At 62.2% G+C, this 18,495-nt stretch carries 22 protein-coding genes and 1 pseudogene; 10 read left to right on the forward strand and 13 right to left on the reverse strand.

All coding sequences use genetic code 11. From position 1 onward, the window contains the following. Positions 1-56: 56 nt before the first annotated feature. From HKK80_RS00275 to HKK80_RS00290, 4 genes are all read right to left on the reverse strand, one after another. On the reverse strand, positions 57-809 hold the full coding sequence (locus HKK80_RS00275; RefSeq protein ID WP_411797615.1) for a response regulator: 753 nt from the start codon (positions 807-809) through the stop codon (positions 57-59). Positions 810-865: 56 nt separating this feature from the next. Next, positions 866-1,189 (reverse strand): hypothetical protein, encoded by a 324-nt coding sequence (locus HKK80_RS00280; RefSeq protein WP_411797616.1) that lies wholly within the window; start codon positions 1,187-1,189, stop codon positions 866-868. A 73-nt stretch (positions 1,190-1,262) separates the two neighbouring features. Continuing rightward, complete coding sequence (locus HKK80_RS00285; protein ID WP_411797617.1) at positions 1,263-2,246, reverse strand: ArsA family ATPase; 984 nt, start codon at positions 2,244-2,246, stop codon at positions 1,263-1,265. Next, on the reverse strand, positions 2,246-2,542 hold the full coding sequence (locus HKK80_RS00290) for a hypothetical protein (protein WP_411797618.1): 297 nt from the start codon (positions 2,540-2,542) through the stop codon (positions 2,246-2,248). Before HKK80_RS00290 ends, HKK80_RS00285 begins: the two co-directional genes overlap by 1 nt. 124 nt (positions 2,543-2,666) lie before the next feature. Here HKK80_RS00290 and HKK80_RS00295 point away from each other — a divergent pair, with 124 nt between their 5' ends. Further along, entirely contained in the window at positions 2,667-3,872 is a 1,206-nt protein-coding gene (locus tag HKK80_RS00295; protein WP_411797619.1) for a CobW family GTP-binding protein, read from the forward strand. Here the strand turns inward: HKK80_RS00295 and HKK80_RS00300 are convergent, their stop codons facing one another. Together HKK80_RS00300 and HKK80_RS00305 are read right to left on the reverse strand one after the other, a co-directional pair. Then, the gene (locus HKK80_RS00300) at positions 3,873-4,076 is read right to left on the reverse strand and encodes a hypothetical protein (protein WP_411797620.1); all 204 of its coding nucleotides are present in this window, start codon (positions 4,074-4,076) and stop codon (positions 3,873-3,875) included. It lies immediately after the preceding gene. Between the two features lie 87 nt (positions 4,077-4,163). Further along, on the reverse strand, positions 4,164-4,481 hold the full coding sequence (locus tag HKK80_RS00305; RefSeq protein ID WP_411797621.1) for a hypothetical protein: 318 nt from the start codon (positions 4,479-4,481) through the stop codon (positions 4,164-4,166). A gap of 57 nt (positions 4,482-4,538) precedes the next feature. Between HKK80_RS00305 and HKK80_RS00310 the strand changes: the two genes are divergently transcribed. After that, complete coding sequence (locus tag HKK80_RS00310) at positions 4,539-4,754, forward strand: hypothetical protein (RefSeq protein ID WP_411797622.1); 216 nt, start codon at positions 4,539-4,541, stop codon at positions 4,752-4,754. 10 nt (positions 4,755-4,764) lie between these two features. On the opposite strand, the gene HKK80_RS00315 is transcribed toward HKK80_RS00310, so the two are convergent. Next, positions 4,765-4,983 (reverse strand): hypothetical protein, encoded by a 219-nt coding sequence (locus HKK80_RS00315; RefSeq protein WP_411797623.1) that lies wholly within the window; start codon positions 4,981-4,983, stop codon positions 4,765-4,767. Positions 4,984-5,058: 75 nt separating this feature from the next. On the opposite strand from HKK80_RS00315, the gene HKK80_RS00320 reads away from it, so the two are divergent. Continuing rightward, the gene (locus HKK80_RS00320; protein WP_411797624.1) at positions 5,059-5,661 is read left to right on the forward strand and encodes a hypothetical protein; all 603 of its coding nucleotides are present in this window, start codon (positions 5,059-5,061) and stop codon (positions 5,659-5,661) included. A gap of 75 nt (positions 5,662-5,736) precedes the next feature. Here the strand turns inward: HKK80_RS00320 and HKK80_RS00325 are convergent, their stop codons facing one another. Next, positions 5,737-7,626, reverse strand: coding sequence for a carbon starvation protein A (locus tag HKK80_RS00325; protein ID WP_411797625.1), 1,890 nt, complete (start codon positions 7,624-7,626; stop codon positions 5,737-5,739). A gap of 187 nt (positions 7,627-7,813) precedes the next feature. Further along, positions 7,814-8,152, reverse strand: a complete 339-nt coding sequence (gene pth2, locus HKK80_RS00330) for a peptidyl-tRNA hydrolase Pth2 (RefSeq protein ID WP_142444526.1) — start codon at positions 8,150-8,152, stop codon at positions 7,814-7,816. Positions 8,153-8,258: 106 nt separating this feature from the next. Here pth2 and dcd point away from each other — a divergent pair. The 3 genes and pseudogenes from dcd to HKK80_RS00345 all read left to right on the forward strand — a co-directional run. After that, positions 8,259-8,612, forward strand: a pseudogene (gene dcd, locus HKK80_RS00335) (dCTP deaminase); the annotation flags it as partial. Beyond that, complete coding sequence (locus tag HKK80_RS00340; protein WP_411797782.1) at positions 8,601-10,280, forward strand: dCTP deaminase domain-containing protein; 1,680 nt, start codon at positions 8,601-8,603, stop codon at positions 10,278-10,280. The pseudogene dcd and the gene HKK80_RS00340, both read left to right, overlap by 12 nt. A 58-nt stretch (positions 10,281-10,338) precedes the next feature. Further along, positions 10,339-11,247, forward strand: coding sequence for a thiamine-phosphate synthase family protein (locus HKK80_RS00345; protein WP_411797626.1), 909 nt, complete (start codon positions 10,339-10,341; stop codon positions 11,245-11,247). 60 nt (positions 11,248-11,307) lie between these two features. Here the strand turns inward: HKK80_RS00345 and HKK80_RS00350 are convergent, their stop codons facing one another. Beyond that, positions 11,308-12,243: a sulfide-dependent adenosine diphosphate thiazole synthase gene (locus tag HKK80_RS00350; RefSeq protein WP_142444529.1), complete on the reverse strand. Its 936-nt coding sequence runs from the start codon at positions 12,241-12,243 to the stop codon at positions 11,308-11,310. 150 nt (positions 12,244-12,393) lie between these two features. Here HKK80_RS00350 and HKK80_RS00355 point away from each other — a divergent pair, with 150 nt between their 5' ends. The 3 genes from HKK80_RS00355 to HKK80_RS00365 all read left to right on the forward strand — a co-directional run bounded on the left by HKK80_RS00355 (position 12,394) and on the right by HKK80_RS00365 (position 14,487). Next, complete coding sequence (locus HKK80_RS00355; protein WP_411797627.1) at positions 12,394-13,407, forward strand: glutathione S-transferase family protein; 1,014 nt, start codon at positions 12,394-12,396, stop codon at positions 13,405-13,407. A gap of 144 nt (positions 13,408-13,551) precedes the next feature. Continuing rightward, positions 13,552-13,722 (forward strand): hypothetical protein, encoded by a 171-nt coding sequence (locus HKK80_RS00360; protein WP_411797628.1) that lies wholly within the window; start codon positions 13,552-13,554, stop codon positions 13,720-13,722. Between the two features lie 138 nt (positions 13,723-13,860). Then, positions 13,861-14,487 (forward strand): METTL5 family protein, encoded by a 627-nt coding sequence (locus HKK80_RS00365; protein WP_411797783.1) that lies wholly within the window; start codon positions 13,861-13,863, stop codon positions 14,485-14,487. Between the two features lie 53 nt (positions 14,488-14,540). Here HKK80_RS00365 and HKK80_RS00370 read toward each other — a convergent pair whose 3' ends face one another. The 3 genes from HKK80_RS00370 to HKK80_RS00380 form a co-directional block, all read right to left on the reverse strand. Beyond that, positions 14,541-16,226 (reverse strand): rhomboid family intramembrane serine protease, encoded by a 1,686-nt coding sequence (locus HKK80_RS00370; RefSeq protein WP_411797629.1) that lies wholly within the window; start codon positions 16,224-16,226, stop codon positions 14,541-14,543. A gap of 51 nt (positions 16,227-16,277) precedes the next feature. Then, positions 16,278-16,556, reverse strand: a complete 279-nt coding sequence (locus HKK80_RS00375) for a UPF0058 family protein (protein ID WP_411797630.1) — start codon at positions 16,554-16,556, stop codon at positions 16,278-16,280. Positions 16,557-16,650: 94 nt separating this feature from the next. Continuing rightward, complete coding sequence (locus HKK80_RS00380) at positions 16,651-16,878, reverse strand: hypothetical protein (protein ID WP_021039956.1); 228 nt, start codon at positions 16,876-16,878, stop codon at positions 16,651-16,653. Positions 16,879-17,025: 147 nt separating this feature from the next. Here HKK80_RS00380 and HKK80_RS00385 point away from each other — a divergent pair, with 147 nt between their 5' ends. After that, entirely contained in the window at positions 17,026-18,426 is a 1,401-nt protein-coding gene (locus tag HKK80_RS00385; RefSeq protein ID WP_411797631.1) for an isochorismate synthase MenF, read from the forward strand. Positions 18,427-18,495: the final 69 nt, after the last annotated feature.

An 18,495-nucleotide genomic window follows, 5' to 3' on the forward strand; every position in this document is an offset into this window, starting at 1 on the left:
AAAAAGCCAGCCGATCAGTCAGGCCGTCGACCCTATCGGGATCGTCGTCGCTGAGATCACTCCGGATCGTCGTCGCTGAGATCACGAACGAACGCGAGGACGCGTTCCTGGCCGCCGATCGCCGTGCGCTCAAGCACTACCTCGACCGGAAACGTCTCGCCGTCGCTGGTCTGATCGCGCCAGGTGAACCGTTGGGGCTCGCCGGCGGCGGCCTCCCGGATCTTGCTGTGGCCTTTCCCCGCCGCGTAGGCGGGCTCATCGGCGGAGAAATCGCCGACAGTCATCCCGATTACGTCCTCGTGGTCATGGCCCAGCAGCTCGCAAAACCGGCGGTTGGCGTCGACGATCTCACCGGTGTCGGGGTCGTGAACGACGAGCCCGGCGGGTACCTTCTCGAAGATCTCCCGGTAATCGCGTTCGGCGCGCCGCCGGGCGACGGCCTGTTCGATCCGGCGGGCAAGCAGCTCGTACTGCTCGGTCGTGGCATCCTTCTGGATGTAGTCGGTGACACCGGCGGAGATCGCGTCGCTGGCGACGGCTTCGCTCCCCTTGCTGGTGTAGAGAATAAACGGCAGCTTCGGGTACTCCTCCCGAAGCTCGGTGAGAAACTCGATCCCGTTGCGGCCCGGCATCTGGTAGTCCGAGACAACACAGTCCGGGCGGGAGGCAGCGATCCGATCGAAGGCTTGGTTGGCGTTGCCAACGGTCTCGACGGTGACAGCGGGGAGTTCGCGTTCGATACCCCGCCGTGTCAGCTCCGCAAACTGGCTGTCGTCCTCAACGTGGAGTACAGCGATCGGAGCCGGCATTCTCTGGGAGGTGTCTTCACGGTCGAGGATAATAAAACAGGCAGGATACCCCTGGGTTATGGCTCGGTGTCATCCGGCGACTCAACGAGGCTGCTGTCGCCTTGAGCGCGGAGCATCGCCTCCTGAAATACCTCGCCGCTGTCGCGGTTGGCCGCGGTGATACGGTGGTCGACCGTCCAGCCGTCATCCTCGTAGACGGCAACGATGGCGGCGGCTTCCGTCTGCACCAACACCCGTTCGGAGACCTCTCGGCCGCCGTGGGCTTCTGCTGTGATCGGTATCGCCGTCAGGATCGCCTCATGACCCTCCAAATCCGCCAACGCGGTGGTTGGCACCGGGCTGTCGGGGAAGGTATCGAGTACCGCTCCCTCATCGAGCATAGTTGCACTGTTTTGATGGGTAGAACTCAAATCCTGTGGATGCTATCGGTTACCTGTGGCTGACTGATGGGTACTACTGATGCTCCACCTCTGATGGCGGGTCAACGGTGGTATCGATCTGGATCTCATCGGCGACAGCTGCCAACAGGTCACCTTTCACCTCGGCGGTTCGGGTTTCGATTGTCGCAACAAGCTCCGGGCCAAATTCCTCGCGGACGCGAGTGAGTCGCTTAGATTCAGTCTCGATTCGGTCTCGGAGATACCGCGCGCCGCGGCCGGTTTCATCGTCATCCGGGGCGGGCGTCAGCTTGTTGGCGATGAGGCCACGAACCGACAGATCGCTTGCTTCGAGGTCATCGATCGCCCGGGCTGTTTCGTTGAGTGAGAGTTCATCAGGGTTGAAGACGAGGAAGAACGCTGCATCTGACTGGAGGGTCTCGCCGGCGAACTCGAAGAAGGATTTCCGATCCTGTAGCTGCGCTAACACCGGATCACCCTCCATGACGCGTCGCGGCTCGTTGTTTCCGACGGCTGCTTTCTCGAAGAGATCGATACTAACCTTCCGTTTCTGCATCAGCCGGTCGATCCAGTCTTCCAGCAACTCCGGCAACCCGAGCAGCCGAAGTGTGCTCCCAGTTGGGGACGTATCGAAGACAACGCGGTCATACGGCTCGGCATTCCGCATCACCTCGACGAACCGATCGAACAGTGCTGCCTCGTAGGCTCCTGGTGTCCCATGAGCCATCTCCAGTTGGCGGTTGATCTCCGAGACCATCGCCGTTGATACCTGTTCGGACAGCTGTTGTCGCAGCTCGTTGAGATGGCGAGTGACCTCGTCGTCCGGATCGATCTGCATCGCCCAGAGGTTCTCGACGCCGTCGACCGGGGTGGCCTCATCGCCGAACGATTGGTCGAACACATCGCCGACCGAGTGTGCTGGGTCGGTTGAAACCACCAGCGTGTCGTGGCCGTCACGAGCGCATTTGAGCGCGTAGCTGCTGGAGACCGTCGTTTTGCCGACCCCGCCCTTGCCGCCAAAGAAGACAAACGGTTCCATCAGAAGTGATACTGCTGTCCCTTCCGTTCGACATACGAGTCACGATCCCACAGTCGCCGCTCCCACCCCTCAAATTCGGATTCGAGATATGGAAGCAACTCGGCGGTGTAGTACGACACCGGCGATGGGATGCCAAAGGCATCGGGGAAACACGCAAGCATGAACGCATCCTCCGTGTCTTCGGCCTCTTTTTCGACCTTCTCATACGCTGGATGGGTGATCATCCCGTGATAGAGCCCGCGAAGCCACTGCTTCAGCGTCGTCCGAAATCGATCGATCCGTTCAGCGAGTCGCATACCAACTATCATGACAAACAACAATTAAAATCTGATGCGGCTCCCCTCTCCTTGGACACACCGCCGTGCACGGAACACGCAGTCTTGGGTGAGAGTTAACGGGGTTCGCCTGCTACGGTGCGGCATGAGTGATGTGATTCCGGTGACACTCCTCTCTGGAAGTCTTGGTGCAGGGAAGACAACACTGGTGAATCATCTGCTGTCGACAGCCGACGAAACTGAGCTTGCGGTGTTGGTCAACGATATGGGAAGCGTCAACGTTGATGCCGAACTCGTCGCCGACGGCTCGGAGCTCGATATTGACGACGGCGTCGCGGAGCTATCGAACGGCTGTATCTGCTGTGAGCTACAGGATGATCTTGAAACTGCAGTCGTCAGGCTGGCCCGCGATCGGTCGTTTGATCATCTCGTGGTGGAACCGTCGGGCATCTCCGAGCCAGCCCCGATCGCGCAGTTGTTCACGACCGAATCACGCGTCGCCGCCCTGTACGATGTTGACGCCGTTGTCACCGTCCTCGACACTCCACTGTTTCTCGACCAGTTCAGTGACACCGCGGTGCCGGAACGCCGGGGCACCGACGCCGATCGACCCCTGTCGGATCTGCTGGTCGAGCAGGTGGAGCTCTCAAATGTCGTCCTGCTGAATAAGGCCGATCAGTGCACCGACGACGAGTTGACCAAAGCCCGGTCGCTGGTTGGAGGCCTCCAGCCCACCGCCACACAGATCGAAACCACGTTTTCCGCCGTTGAGCCAGATCGACTGCTCGGGATCGATCGCTTTGCTGCCACCGCCATCGATTCACTACCAGGGTGGCAGCGAGCACTGGACGAGGAGGAAGCCGAACATGCCCACGATCACAGCGACGAACAGCACGACGGTCACACCCATCCCGACGAGGTGTACGGCGTTTCGTCGACAACCATCTGTCGCCACCAGCCGGTGTCCCCGGATCAGTTTGCGACATTTCTCCGTGAGTTGCCGACAGGCGTGATTCGGGCGAAAGGAACCATCTGGATAGCCGGCAGTGACACCCGGATCACGATCAGCCAAGCAGGGCCATCGATCACAGCGACCGCACAGGGGCCGTGGATCGCCAGCCTCCCAGCCGTTGACCGTGAGATGTACCGATCAAACCGTCCCGACCTACCGTGGCACGAGGAGCACGGCGACCGCCGCACGGAACTCGTTTTCATCGGTACCGACTACGACGAAACAGCCATTGAGACGGGGATGACCAACACGTTCGTTGATACAGAGACAACTGTGTCGCCGGAGTCGCACCCGTTTCCGACCGAGGAAGGCGAGGAGACTGTTCTCAGAGAACCCTGATCAGCAGGCACAGTCGCGCCCGGTGGCTCGCTCAAACCGCATCTCCGCGCCACAGTCCGGACACACCGGCTCGCCGTCTACGTCGACATCACGGATGCGGTTGGCACAGTCATCACACCAGTAGGCCCCATTGGAGCCGTCATCGGGACGCTCCGCGGGCGACGGCGAGGAAAGCGCGTCGGTTAGTGAGTCAAGGAGTCCCATATCCCCGTTGGTGTCAGCCGTACATACAATAATACTGGTGCTGTGTAGACGCACTGCACAACCAGTGAGCGGCACAGCCCGTCGTGATCAGACGATCAGGGGGATCGCAAGCCCGACGAACACGACCGCAAGGATAACCATCAACTGAAAGAGTCGCTCGGCGCGCAATCCGACCGACAGCGCGCGGTCGACGGCCGGCTGAGCCGTCCAGATGTGTCGGTAGTAAGCGACGCCGGCGGCCACAGCGGTCAGCCCGACCGAGGCTGACAGTGCGACCGACAACGAGACACCGAGGGCCTGCCCGTACAGCGGGCCAAACGAGAGCAACATGAGAGCCGCAAGCCCGGAGACAACAACGAACGGAACCGGATCAACGGCGACGCCGTCACGATTGGAGGGGTGCATACCCGCTGTAGGGGCGGCGGCATCAAAAACTAAGTGTCAAACGAAAGATGATGTGGTATGAGTGCCGATGACGGTGGTTTTGGCGAAGGGATCGCGACATCGGATGGCGATCCGCGTGTGCTCCTTGGACTGAACGCCGTGTTGTCGACGCTGCTCGGCTGGACGCTCATCGGCGGCCTCTCGTTTCTTGACGTGGTGGCGTTTTCGGCCATCAACGTCGCTACGGCAGCGATCCTCATATTTACGCTGACCTATGCGGTGACGATGACGTGAGTGGTCGTCGTTACCGATTGTAGGTCAACTGTTGGGCGACCTCATTGAGCCGAGTCGTCACTCGACCAAGCCACGCCCCGGGAGCGACGCGACTGAGAGTGGTCTCGGAAACCTCAATCTGATCACCGGTAAGGGGGTCTCGATCCGCGTTCGACTCGTCGTCGGCAACGGCGTCGACAACGGTCGACATCGAACACCGACCACAGGCTTCAGTTTGTGTATCACTCATTGATGATCGTGTAGAATTTCTGGAAACTTAAATCTCCCCGCCGGGTTTTTGTATCTACTTTCTGTGTAGGTGGCTGTGAGCAGAGAGGCCGAAGAGGTACCAGCGGCGATCCGTGAGGCCGTTCCCGAGTGGAACGATGAGTATCTATCAGCGGTTGCCGGACGGCTGTTGTACAACTACGACCTCGAAAAAGACTATGCGGCAGCCGGCCGGGAATGGCGACTGTACGGGGAGTTTCGCGCCAAAACGCAAAAGCAGTTCTTCCACCCAGCATTGAGCTATGCCGATCATGAAACCGAAGAGCACCTGTTTGTCCAACGGATCGATCGCCCGACTGTCGAGACGTTGCAGACGTTCGTCGATGAAGGCCACGACCTTGCTGATGCGTGGATCGAGCCAAGTGAGGAACATTACGGTACCGACATCACGTTCGTTGTCATCGCCGAGGCCATCCCGGATGCAGTCGCCGACTACGTGTCTGACTTCCGGGATCGGACGCTGCTGAAGTTTGGCTACTACGGTCACTACGAGGTGAATCTCATTGTCGTGGCTCCCGATGCCGAGAACTGCGTTGCCAGCCAGACAGCCGATGCCGCGGCAGCCTTCCGGCTCTGGGATGATGTGCCCGAATCGGATGAAGGATTGCTCTCACAGGTTGCAAAGCGGTTCTGGCGATAGCACCGCAACCCACACGAATCTTCACCTGTGACTGCAGGAGTCATGCCATTCCACGAAAAATAGCGGAGCGACAGCTTAGTCGTCGCTTGGATTCACCGCGGCGCGGTCGGTTCCGGATCGCACCTCTTGGATGTTCCGGTAGCCGATGCGCACCAACGACAACGCGAGCGTAATCAACACCAGCCCGAGGATGGCTTGCACCGCCGAGGAGGCGAGTGCTTCCGCCGCAAGGGGCTCCTCTAGCGCGCCGGTGAAATGGAGATAGAGGTTGCTGTACAGATTCTCGTAGAACACCAACCATGCGAGTCCAAGCACGGTGATAGTTACCATCAACGCCATCGGGACACCGGTAGTGGCGAGCTGTTTCGTCGCATCCCAGTTGGCGATCCAAACGGTTCCCGTGAGCAAGGCGAGAGCGGCCAACAGCTGGTTGGCACCACCGAACAGTGCCCACAGCGTCACCCACTGGCCGGAGACAACGAGCAGGTAGGCTGGAATGGTCTGCACCAGCGGATTGGTGTAGCGGCCACGGGCAATCGAGCCGATCTTGTCGAGCAGGGTGTCTTCCTGCGTCGGATTGAGCCCCGTGTCGGTTTGACCGGCCGGGAGCCCGACGATCTCTTCCATCATGTAGCGGCCAAGGCGAACCGCGGTGTCGGTTGAGGTTAGCAGGAAGCTAACCAGGACGAGTGCCATAAAGACGGCTCCGACCGTTTCTGGGATGCCAAGGCTCGTGAGGATCACCCCACCACCGGAGGCGAAGTTCGGGAGTGCGGCACCGATCCCGCCAGCAGGATCCGCGAAGCCCCACACGGCGAGTGCCGACAGAGCGACCGATGCCAGCAGTCCCTCACCGAGCATCCCGCCGTAGCCGATCAGTCGGGCGTCGGTCTCCTTGTCCAGTTGCTTGGCTGTCGTCCCTGAGGAGACCAGCGAGTGGAAGCCACTGATCGTCCCACAGGCGATCGTGATAAACAGCAGTGGGAACAGCGGTAAGAACACGCCTTCAACGCCCCAGAAGCCGTTGAACGCCCCGAGCGAGGAGTCGATCACGAGCGGCTCGGTTGACGTGCCCAACAACGTTCCAACGATGATCGCAACGATCGCACCGCCAACACCCGCGTACAGCAGGAACGATGAGAGATAATCCCGAGGCTGAAGCAACGTCCAAACCGGGAGCGCGCTGGCGATAGCGGCGTACACCATCACAACTGGGATCCATGCTGCCGTGTTGGCACCGAGTGCTGCTGCTCCGGGCACCCACTGGCCGGCACCGCCGAGTAGGACGATCACACCGAGTTCTGCCGTCCGTTCGGCGGTCGGCTCGAACAAGGCAACTGGGTACTCCATCCCAACCCAGACAGCACCGAACACACCCGCAACGAAGACGACTGTTCCAGGGATAAATGGACCATCAAACTGGTACAAGTAGAGGCCGAACAGCAGTGCTAAGCCGATATACACGGTCGAAGCTGTCGACACCTCGGGATACGCGTTGAACACGATGCCAACGACAAGCGCAAACACCGCCACGACGAGAATGATCGTCAGGAAGGCGAACCACAGCAGCATCTGTTTGCCACGCTCGCCAACGTACTCACCGATAATGTATCCGATCGACTTCCCCTCGTGGCGGAGCGACCCTGACAACGAGATGAAGTCATGAACAGCCCCCATCAACGGATTCCCGATCGCAATCCACAGCAGCGCGGGTACCCAACCCCACACCGCACCGGCCGTGATCGGGCCAACGATGGGAGCTCCACCAGCGATACTTGAGAAGTGGTGGCCAAGCAATACCGGTTTCTTTGAGGGGACATACTCCTGTCCATCCTCATACTTGTGTGCCGGTGTTTCCGCGTCCTCGTCCAGTTCAACGAACTGTGACAGGTACCGTGAGTACCCGAGATATCCCACGGTGAACGTTACCAATGCTGCAACGATGATCCAGATCACCTGTGTCATTCGGTAACACCATTACTGTGAACTATTTATCATTACTTAGTCCTTGCCCAACTTTAATGAAATAATACGCTTAGATCCGGATTTGCAGCCCGATTTTTATACATATTCCAGCGTGCCTCGGTATGGCCGCTCAACACCCCGAAACAACTCCCGCAACTGCTATCGCGTGCCCGACTCGGCGTCGCCGTCAGTACAACGAAAGGTGGCCGGTGACGCCGTCAACCTGTTCCTCGTCACCAGGACCGACCGCAACCGTCGTCGCCGTCCCCGAATCAAGTTGCGTGTGGCCGGCATCACGGATGACCGCGTTCGGCAGTCCCTTGACGCGTGCTGCCTCGGCCAGCTCAAACAGCGCGGACTCGCCGTCGACCTTGACAACGACTTTCTTTTGGCCGCCGCCTTTCCATGCCTTCCGTGTTTTTGGGTCGGTGTCCTCGTAGGCCGACAGCGACGCGTGGGCGACCTGGGCGGCAAGTTTGCCCTGGCCCATCCCGAGATCGGTGCGAGCGGCGATGACCTGTTTCATACCCAGTGTTGCGATGGCGTCGCCAAGAGGCTATGGATCGGCACGCCGAGCGAGATCGCTGGCGGATTACGTTGGTTTTTAGCCGGCTGGCCGCACTCTGAGAGGCATGATCCTCTCGGATACCGATCTGCTCGAACGCTTGGAGGAGGGTGACCTCGTCGTCGACCCCATCGACGATCTCGACACCCAAGTCCAGCCGGCGAGCATCGACATGCGGCTCGGCTCCGAATTCCTTGAATTCCAGCGCACCAACATCCCCTGTATTCACCCCGACCGCGCCGACGAGGTCGATGAGTACGTCCGAGAAACCTACGTCGAAGAAGGCGAGGAGTTCATTCTCCATCCTGGTGATTTCGTGCTCGGGACAACGAAGGAACGTGTTGAGATCCCATCCGATCTTGTTGCCACTGTTGAGGGCCGCTCATCGCTGGGCCGTCTTGCGGTTGTGGTGCATGCGTCGCTGCCGTACGACGAGGAGGTCTTCCTCTGGACGCCGGCCGACGGGTTCGGGTTCTACGAGATCGGCGAGATCGTCGAGAACGAACAGCCCGCGCATGCCGTGTCGTTCGACCCGAAAACCCTGCGCGTCAGCACCCATCGGGTCTCCGACTACATCGAAAACCCGACGAAACGCATCTACCGCGTCGAACTCGAATCCGGACGCGAGGTGTTGGTGACACGCGACCACAACCTGTTTACCCTCGACGAACACGGCGGCGTCACACGGATCGAAAGCGAAGCGGCCGAGGGCGAACTCGTGATGACGCCCGGCGAACTCCCCGAAGCCGAGACCGAAACGCCGACCATCGACCTCCTTGACCGCCTCGACAACGACGACCTCACTGTCTACGCGTCAGATGGGCTCGGCGCGGTCGATTGGGAGTCGGTTCCACAGGGATCGAAAGACCACTACCAACAGCAGTCGAGCGCGCCGGCAACCGCGGTCACGCCGACGGCTGCACCCGCCGACCTCGATGTTGCGTTCAAACAGAGCACGCTTCGGCTTCCTCGTAATCTCCCCGTCACCGAGGAATTCGGCTGGTGTCTCGGCTTCTATATCGCCGAGGGGTACGCCCGCCGGAAACAGGTCGTCGTTAACAACCAAACCGAGGCCTACGTCGAGCGGTTCGCCGACTTCTTTGCGTCGTGGGACGCATCGCTGTCGTGGGACGAACACGACAGTGGTGTGACTGCCGTCACCGTCTGTTCGGCCCTCTGGTCAGCAATCGTGCGCGACCTCTGTGGCAGCGGGGGCGAAAAGACGATCCCGGACGCGGCGTGGGACTGGCCGACGCCCGTGCTTGAATCCCTCTACGAGGGGCTGATCGACGGCGACGGCAGCCGGCGCGAGAACCGAGATACCCTCTATACGGCCAATTCGGAGTTGGCCAACCGCGCCGCGTATCTTGGCACGCGGCTCGGCTACACCACCTCGCTGTACAGCCGCGACCGCGAGATGTACATCGAACCGAGCGACTGTTACAACGAGATGACCGAGTGGTGTGTTGATTTCTCGATGGACGCCCACAAACGCGGCCAGTACGTCCCGACGCCGAGCGCGCTACTCCGGGAGTATCGCACCGAGGCCGGGCTCACGATGGCCGACGCAGCCGACGCGATGGGCTACAGCTCGAAATCGAGCATCTCGAACGTCGAGAACCGCGAGTACGAGTCGGTAAAGCGCGACACGCTCGAACGCTTCCGCGCGATCTACGCCGACGCCGGTGTCGATACGGCCCGCCTTGATGATCTGCTCGACGGCGACATCGTCTTCGACCGGGTAGCCGCGGTCGAGAAAACCGACCGCGTTGAACCGACCTACGATCTCGAAGTCCAACCGCGCGGCCGGGTTATCGAGAACTTCCTCGGCGGCCGCGGCGGCGTCTTCCTCTCGAATACCGCCGGCTTCGTCGATCCGGGGTACCGGGGGCAGATCACGCTGGAACTCTCGAATCTCGGCGCCGCGCCGGTCGCGCTCTCGCCGGGGATGAGAGTCTCCCAACTCGTCTTTACTGAACTGAAATCTGAATCGACGCGTCCGTATGGGGCCGAGCGCGGCTCGAAGTATCAGGATCAGGACGGCCCAAAAGCCTCGAAGATTCAGGATGACCCCGAGTTCGAACGCTGAACGCCGGACGAACGACAAACCACGACACTGATATCGGTTGCCCGGCAAGACACAGAGTATGAAATTCATCGAGGAACTGGTCGTCGAGGAGTTCCTGCCGACGATCCGGTCGCTGCTGGCCGAATCCCTCCGCGACCGCGGGCTCACCCAACGCGAGGTCGCCGACGCCCTCGGCATCAGTCAGTCGGCCGTCTCAAAATACGCCCACGGCGAGGTCGCCCACAACGAGACCATCGCGGCCGACGATCGCGTCGTCGAGTTGGTCGAACGCGTCGCCGACAGGTTGGCGACCGGCGATATGAGTCGCGTGCAGGCCCTTGTCGAAATCGAGGTGTTGATCCGCCAGCTCGAAGATGGCGACCTGCTGGCTGACCTCCACGAAAACGCGATGCCGGAGCTTGCGGAGGCTGATATCGACTTCTCCGTGCACGACCCTGACAGCCGCATTCGACAGACAGAGCAGGTGCGCTCCTCGGTGCGCCGCGGGCTGCGCACGCTGACGAGCATGAGCGGGTTTGCAACCCTCATTCCGAATGTCGGCTCGAATCTCGTCGAGTGCCTCCCGGAAGGAACTACCGTCGACGACGTAGCCGGCGTGCCGGGCCGGATCTTCGATATCAAGGGCCGCGCAACCGTCCCCGCCGAGCCGGAGTTCGGCGTCAGCGAACACGCCGCCTCGGTGTTGCTTGCGACCCGCGAGCACGGCGTCGACGTACGTGCTGGCCTCAACATCGCCTACGACGAAGAGCTGATCGCCGACTTCGCAGCGGCCGGCTACAGCACCATCGAATTCGATTCGGAGGCCAGCGAGGAGTTGGCGGCGACCATCGGCGAGGCTGTCGCCGACGCCGACCTGACCGAGACATTCGTGCTCTATCAGACCGGCGACTACGGGATCGAACCGATCTCGTACGTGCTCGGCCCCGACGCGCCGACGGTCGCCGCGGTCGTCCGCGATGTCGTGTAAGGTAGCGATGGATGGACGGTGTGTCAGCGGGAACCAGCCGCTATCGGCTGTCGGTCGTCGCTAGTCGTCAGCCGGCGTCGGTGACGCCGAGAAGTCGACGGCGGCACCATCCTTCCCGAGTTCGTCAAGCGCGACCGAGGCGGCGCGTTTGCCGGACAGCAACATTGCGCCGAATGTCGGCCCCATCCGCGGGAGACCGTGTGTCGTTGCCGTGGCGAGGCCGGTAGCGATCACGCCATCGTGGACTTTGCCCGTCTCCTCGACGACGACATCCTCGCTTTCGGTGACCCACATCGAGTCGTGGCCGGGTGAGTCGTGGCCGGGCGCGCCGTACTCGCCGTCCTCCGATTGATCCATGCCGGTGTTGTTTTCCTTGGCGTGTTCGATCCCCGGCGCGTCGAGGACGCCGCGCTCTTCGAGTTTCGAGACGACGACCGCCTCGTGGCCCGTCGCGTCGATGACGAGGTCGCTCTCGACGGCGATGGGGTCGACGCAGGTGAGCTCTCGCGGCAGCGCGTGCACCGGCGTCCAGTTCATCACGATGCCGGCGACGCGGTGGTTCTCGCGGACGACGATATCCGTGAACTCGGTCATATTCTGGATTTTCGCGCCTGCGTCACAGGCGGCTTTGATCAGTGAGGAACAGGCATGCGGGCCTTTGGCGGTGTGGAGGCCGTCGACTTCCTCGCTTTCCTGATGGGGTACGTCGAGTTCATCAAGCACCTCATCGGCCGGCTCGCGGACGGTGAGCGTATTCATCAGAAAGCCGCCGAGCCAGAACCCGCCGCCGAGATAGTTGTTCTTCTCGACGACCATCACTTTGACATCTTGTTCGGCCAGTTCCTTTGCGGCCATCAGGCCGGAGGGGCCGCCGCCGACGATGATCACGTCGCTCTCGGTGAAATCCATGAACTCGTCGCTGAACTCTTCGGTTATTGCGCGGGTCACTTCCGCCTCGCCTGCGCTGCTGAAACCACTGAATTCGGATTCGGACATACCACCTCGTAATATTTGTTGGTGGTACAAGTCGGTTGCGGTCGCCTATCGCCACATCGCAACCGTGGATGCTGGCCGTTTTCGGGCCGGTTACGTGGATGTAACCGCAGCGAACGCTTTTGCCTGTCGGCACCCGAGAGAGACCCACTCATGAACATGCTTGTCGACGGCGAGTGGCGAACCGATACCTTTCAGGCGACCAACGAGGAGGGAGCCTTCGAGCGACAGACGACCCCGTTCCGCGATTGGATCGCCGGCAGCGACGTGCCCGACCACATCGACGCCGAACCCGACGACCGCTTTGCGGCCGAAGCCGGCCGGTATCACCTCTATGTCTCGTATGCCTGCCCGTGGGCCCACCGGACGCTGCTCGTCCGCGCGCTGATGGGACTGGAAGACGCCATCGACGTGTCGGTCGTCGATCCCTACCGCGGCGATGACGGCTGGCAGTTCAGCCCTGAAAAAGAAGGCTGCACTGAGGACAAACTCCACGGCAGCGACTACCTGCGGGAACTCTACGTCGAAGCCGACCCGGATGCGACCTGCCGCGTGACGGTGCCGGTGCTGTGGGACACCAAGGAGGAAACCATCGTCAACAACGAGTCCCGCGAGATCATTCGCATGTTGACGACCGGGTTCCGCGATGTCGCCGAGCGGGATATCGATCTCGCGCCCGAATCGAACCGCGAGCGGATCGACGAGCTCATCACCGACATCTACGAGCCGATCAACAACGGCGTCTACAAGGCCGGCTTTGCGACCAAACAGGGCCCCTACGACGCGGCCATCGACGAACTGTTTGATGCGCTCGATCACTACAACGAGTTGCTGGCCGATCAGCGATTCCTCGCCGGCGATCAACTCACCGAGGCCGATATCTGCATGTTCACAACCCTCGTTCGCTTCGATCACGTCTACCACACCCACTTCATGTGCAACGTGCAGTACATCCACCAGTACGACAATCTCTGGCCGTACCTCCGTGATGTGTACCAACAGCCAGGCGTCGCCGAGACGGTCGATATCGACCACATCAAGGAACACTACTACACGACTCACCCGGACGTAACACCGCATGGGATCATCGCCCGTGGCCCGGATCTCAACTTCGCAGCCCCGCACGACCGCGAGCGACTCAGCACCGCGACGACGACACCACAGTAGCGGGACTGCCCTACCATCTTATATTTTGGATTATTTTTGAACGATTGGGGACTTTATTCGGACTTTTGTAGCGCAAGTAGGACAATATGTATCCGATATGAGCCCATAGATAGTATTATTATCACACCAGTCGAAAATAGCAGCATGCCGACCTGCCCCGAGTGCGACCACAGCGAGGAACCATCCGGCGCGTGGCTGACCGAGATTCTCGACGACGAGAAACGCCATCGCGGCCGCACCATCTGTCTGATCACCTGTCCGGACTGTGATGCCGTTCTCGGCGGCACCGACTCGGAGTGGGTTGCCGCCTACTGACCGACCGCCGACCAGGGCGCGCCGTAGACTTTTCACGCGGTATCGAATACGGTCAGGCATGCACACCGACAGCCGCGCCGGCCGGCGATGGCGACAGCGCACAGCCGACCGGCGAGCCGCGACAGCAGGGTGGTCGTGATGGCGACCAAACGCGAACTTGAGGGCCAACTCGCCGTTGTCGCCGGCTTTGAGGATCCACAGGCCGCCCTCGAACAGTATCCGACGCCGCCGGCGTTGGCCGCCCACGTCGTCCATCTGGCCGATCTCCACGACGACATCGAGGGCCGCACCGTGCTCGATCTGGGGGCTGGCACCGGCATGTTCACGCTTGGCGCGGCCCTCCGCGGGCCGGCCCGTGTCATCGCCGTCGAACTTGACGGCGGCCCGCTGGCGACGGCCGTCGAGAACCGCCGCCGGGTCGGCACGCGCACGCCGATCCACTGGCTGCAGGCCGACGCCACACAGCTCCCGCTGTCGATCCCAGAACCTGTCACAGTCGTCATGAACCCGCCGTTTGGAGCCCAGAACGGCCAGGCGGGTGCCGATCGCGGCTTTCTGTCGACGGTCGCCGCGGTCGCCTCGGTGTCGTACTCGGTGCACAACGCCGGCAGCAAGGAGTTTATCGAGGCCTTCGCTGCCGACAACGGCGGCGAGGTGACCCACGCCTTTAGTGCGGCCTTCCCGGTCGACAAGCAGTTCGAGCACCACGACGCGGAGCGCGGCGAGATCGACACCGAGGTCTACCGGATCGAGTGGGAGAACTGAGTGAGAGGGGGCGGTGTACACGATGGGTGGCTGAGTGGCCAACGTGAATCGACTCAGTTCACCTTGTTTGCGACCCGCACCGCCGTCTGGGTGCGGTTGTTGACGGCGACAAGTCGGCTGTCCTGCCGGCGGAGGGTGAGTCGGCCGAGGGTTGTCGACTCGTTGTGGGCCGGCAGCGCGGCGACCGAACCGTTGACGCCGACGCTGAACCCGGTCGGGGTCGCGTTGAGGCTGACACGTTGGCCGGCGACGATCGGCTCAGCCTCGACAACGCCGGCGGTGTACAGCGGTCGCGTCCGGTTGTCGTGGCTGAGCGTCACACGGTACGTGGTGTCGCCACCGACAGTCTGCCAGCCGGTGCGACTCGCCGTGACTGTTTCCTCCCAGGTGAGCCCGCCGAGGCGGATCTCCGCCGTGCCGTCGTTTGCCAACGCGGATCTGCTGACCGCTGTCGACCAGATATGGCGGTTGGTGTTGCGGACGATCACCCCCGAGGTGTTGAGCCGGGTCGACTCGCCGGCCCCCTCGATGTCGATCACGTTGAGTTGACCGTTGGTGACGTTCTCGCCGTAGGTCACCTCATAGCCGCGCACCTCGATCGGTTCACCCGGCAGCTCACCGTCGGCGGCTGTCGTCGCGTTGGTCGCCACCGCCGGGCCGACGAGGATCGCACCGGCGACCACCACCAGCAACAGCCCGACTTGCCGGTTCGAGATCGTCGTGAGATCGGTCAGAAACGTCGTGGGGTTGTCAACCGCGAACTCGGCGAGAAACGGGGTGTCGTCGGCGACGACCGCGTAGGTGACAAGCGTCGCCAACAGAAACACCAACCCCAGGCCGATCGCCCGATAGAGGACATAGCTGTTGTTGCCGCGATACCAGTAAACCGCCCACAGCGATCGCTCGACGGCAAACAACAGGACACCAACCCACAGCCGACCAGCCGAGGGCCGGGTTCGTCGTGTTAGTTGCTGGTAGCCAAGCCCGATCAGGACGCCGGCCAACAACCCCACAGCATGGCCCTGAATGGCGATCGAGGCAAACCACGGCGTCGAGTACGTGGTTCCGCTGGTGGCGATCTGCTCTGGGGTCTGGACGGCGTCGACCAGCCGGCGGACGACACCTTGGCTCACGCTCACCACGACAGTGAGCACCGGTGCCTGCACAAGCGCAAAGCCGACAAACGCAAACACCACCATCGAAAACCCGATGATCGGGCCGAGGGCGACAAGCGAGCCGACGATCGAGCCGAGGATCGCCGCCGCCGGGAAGATCACGACAGCGCGAACGACAGGGTGTGTCCACGCCGCCAGCAGTCGCGTGTCGGTGTGGCGCGTCGTGTGATGGCCCCACAGATATTCGACCAGCGACCCAAACAGCAACGTGCCCAACAGATTCCCAAGCAGGTGGCTCGTATTCGAGTGGGCGAGCCCGGCGATCAGCATCCCGACCGGATCAAGATAGCTCCAGGCCCGAAACGGAAGGACGATCGGCTCGGCTGAACCAAATCCATCCTGTAGACCACCGTACACCGCAAGCAGGATCGCCGCCACGATCAGCGACCCCCACGGCACCCCACCCAGCAGGCGGTCGGTGAGGTGGCGGTACCACACACGCGGCCGACCCATCGCGGCGAGTCCGGCAGCCGCGAGGGCGACAGCGAGTGTCACCGCCAGACGGTGCAACAGGGGGCCATCCAGCAACCCCGAGGCGACCGGAAGCGAGGCCGACAGAGCCATCCTACCCCTCGCTACCGGCGGTTGATACTTGGGTGTGTCTGTCGACCGCGATCAGATCTTGCCCTCGGCGTCGTCGGCGAGCTCCTTCATGCGTTTGCCGACCCGGCCGGCGTTGGAGAACTCGTCTTCGCTCATCGCCGTCGCGAGGGCGTTGCCGAGAACGAACACCGCGTGTTTGTGCTCGCTTTTCGATTTGTGGACGTGATCCGGCTCCACATCGAGTTCGTCGTAGGGGTCGAACAGGGAGGCGTCAACCGACTCCTGGGAGCGGAAATACTCCATGATCAGCACCATCTGCTCGTGTAGTTCGAGTAGCTCGTCTTTGTGCATACCCGGCCTATGGACGGTTCGGATTTAAGCGTTGTTGGGAACGCCGTGGCTATGGGCGTGGTCAACGGGCAAGACGACCCATCGCGGCGGGTGGCTAAAAGACGTACTCGTCGTCGTGGCCCATCATTCCGTCGTCGCCCATCATCCCGTCGTCCTCAAGATCAGCGTCGTCGTCCATCGGGCCGCTGGTCTTGTAGGCTTTCAGCCCCGTCGACAGCAGGTTTTCGATCGCCTCCTCGCGGTTGATAAACTCCCCTTCGTCGATCAGTTGGGTGATCTGCATCTCAAGGTGTTCCGGGATGTTGATCTCGACTTTCGGCATTTGAACACCCGGTGGTTGCGGGGGTGCCTATTTAAAACTGCCGCCGACGGCCACCCGGTGAGAACACGGGCCACAGCGGCTGGTGTCCCCCGACGAGAGGTCGGTGAGATAGTCACCCTCAAGGGCGACGCGACCATTCATCGGTGCATGGAATCGCCGCACACCACCGACCACCCGCGGCTGGTGAGTCGGTCGGTTCCACTCGCGGGCTCCGTGCCGTCGTTTCGAACGCTGTTGGACGCCATGGAGCCGCCGCGAACGGTTTGGAACGCGGCCGATGAGGCGCGTGTGGTCGCCGGCGGTGCGGCAGCCACGTTGACCGCCGACGGCGCGGATCGATTCGAGGGGATTCGGACGGCCGCCGAGCGGCTGTTCGAAACCGGCGATGTTCACGCCGGTACGGAAGCCGCCTGTCCGCGCCTGTTCGGCGGCTTTGCCTTCCATGCCGAGGAGACCACAGAGGAAACAGGTGCCGGTAGAACCGACGCCGCCGACGGGGACACCCCCAGCGACGACCACACCTCGCCGTGGGCCGGCTTTCCCGACGCCCGGTTTGTCTTCCCGCGCGTGCAGGTCACACAGACCGAGGGCGGCCCCTGGCTGACGGTCAACGCCGTCGGCCCATCAGCGACACCGGCCGCCGTCGAGACGAAACTCGACGAGGAGCGCGAGCGGCTGTTGTCGCATGGGGAGAAGACGGCTGCCGCCCCACGGCCGGGGATCACCGACCGCCGCCGGACGACGACCCCGACCGGCTGGCGGCAGGCCGTCCGCAACGCGGTCGAACGGATCGATGCCGGGACGCTACAGAAGGTCGTCCTCGCCCAGGCACTCGAAGTTGATCTCGGTGACGACCTTGCGGTGGCCGATATCCTCGCTCGGCTGAGCGACAAGTATCCCGACTGTACGCGGTTTCTCGTCGAACCCGACAGCGACCCCCCGGCGGCGTTTTTCGGTGCGACCCCCGAGCGGCTGGTGTCGCTGCGGGGCCGTACCGTCGAAACCGGCGCGTTAGCCGGGACAACCGGCCGGGGGGAGACCCCCGCCGAGGACGAGTGGCTGGCCGAGGAGCTGTTGACCGATGAAAAAAACGTCCACGAACACGAGCTGGTCGCCGAGACGATCCGCGAGCAGCTGTCCCCGTTTGCGGCATCAGTCTCGGTCGGTGAGCGCGCGATCAAGCGGCTGGCAACCGTCCAACACCTCTATACGCCGATCACCGCCGAGCTGGCCGACGACACCCACGTCCTCGATGTCGTCGAGGCGTTGCACCCGACGCCCGCCGTCGGCGGGCTGCCGCCGGATCGCGCCCTCGAAACAATCCGGGAGACCGAACCATTTGATCGCGGCTGGTATGCCGCCCCGGTCGGCTGGATCGATGCCGCCGGCAACGGGACGTTTGCCGTAGGGTTGCGGTCAGCGGTGGCGAGCCGGCGGCAGGCGACGCTGTTTGCCGGCGTCGGGATCGTCGGCGACAGCGACCCTGACGCCGAGTGGGATGAGGTCGAACTCAAGTTCCGGCCGATCCTCGATGAGCTGGAAGCCTAACTGACCGCGGCGAGGGTATTTTCGGCTGTCATCCGGTGCTGCTGGGGTGGACACACGCATGGCCGCGCT

This window comes from Halonotius sp. F2-221B, from assembly GCF_046719765.1.
Taxonomy (GTDB): Archaea; Halobacteriota; Halobacteria; order Halobacteriales; family Haloferacaceae; genus Halonotius.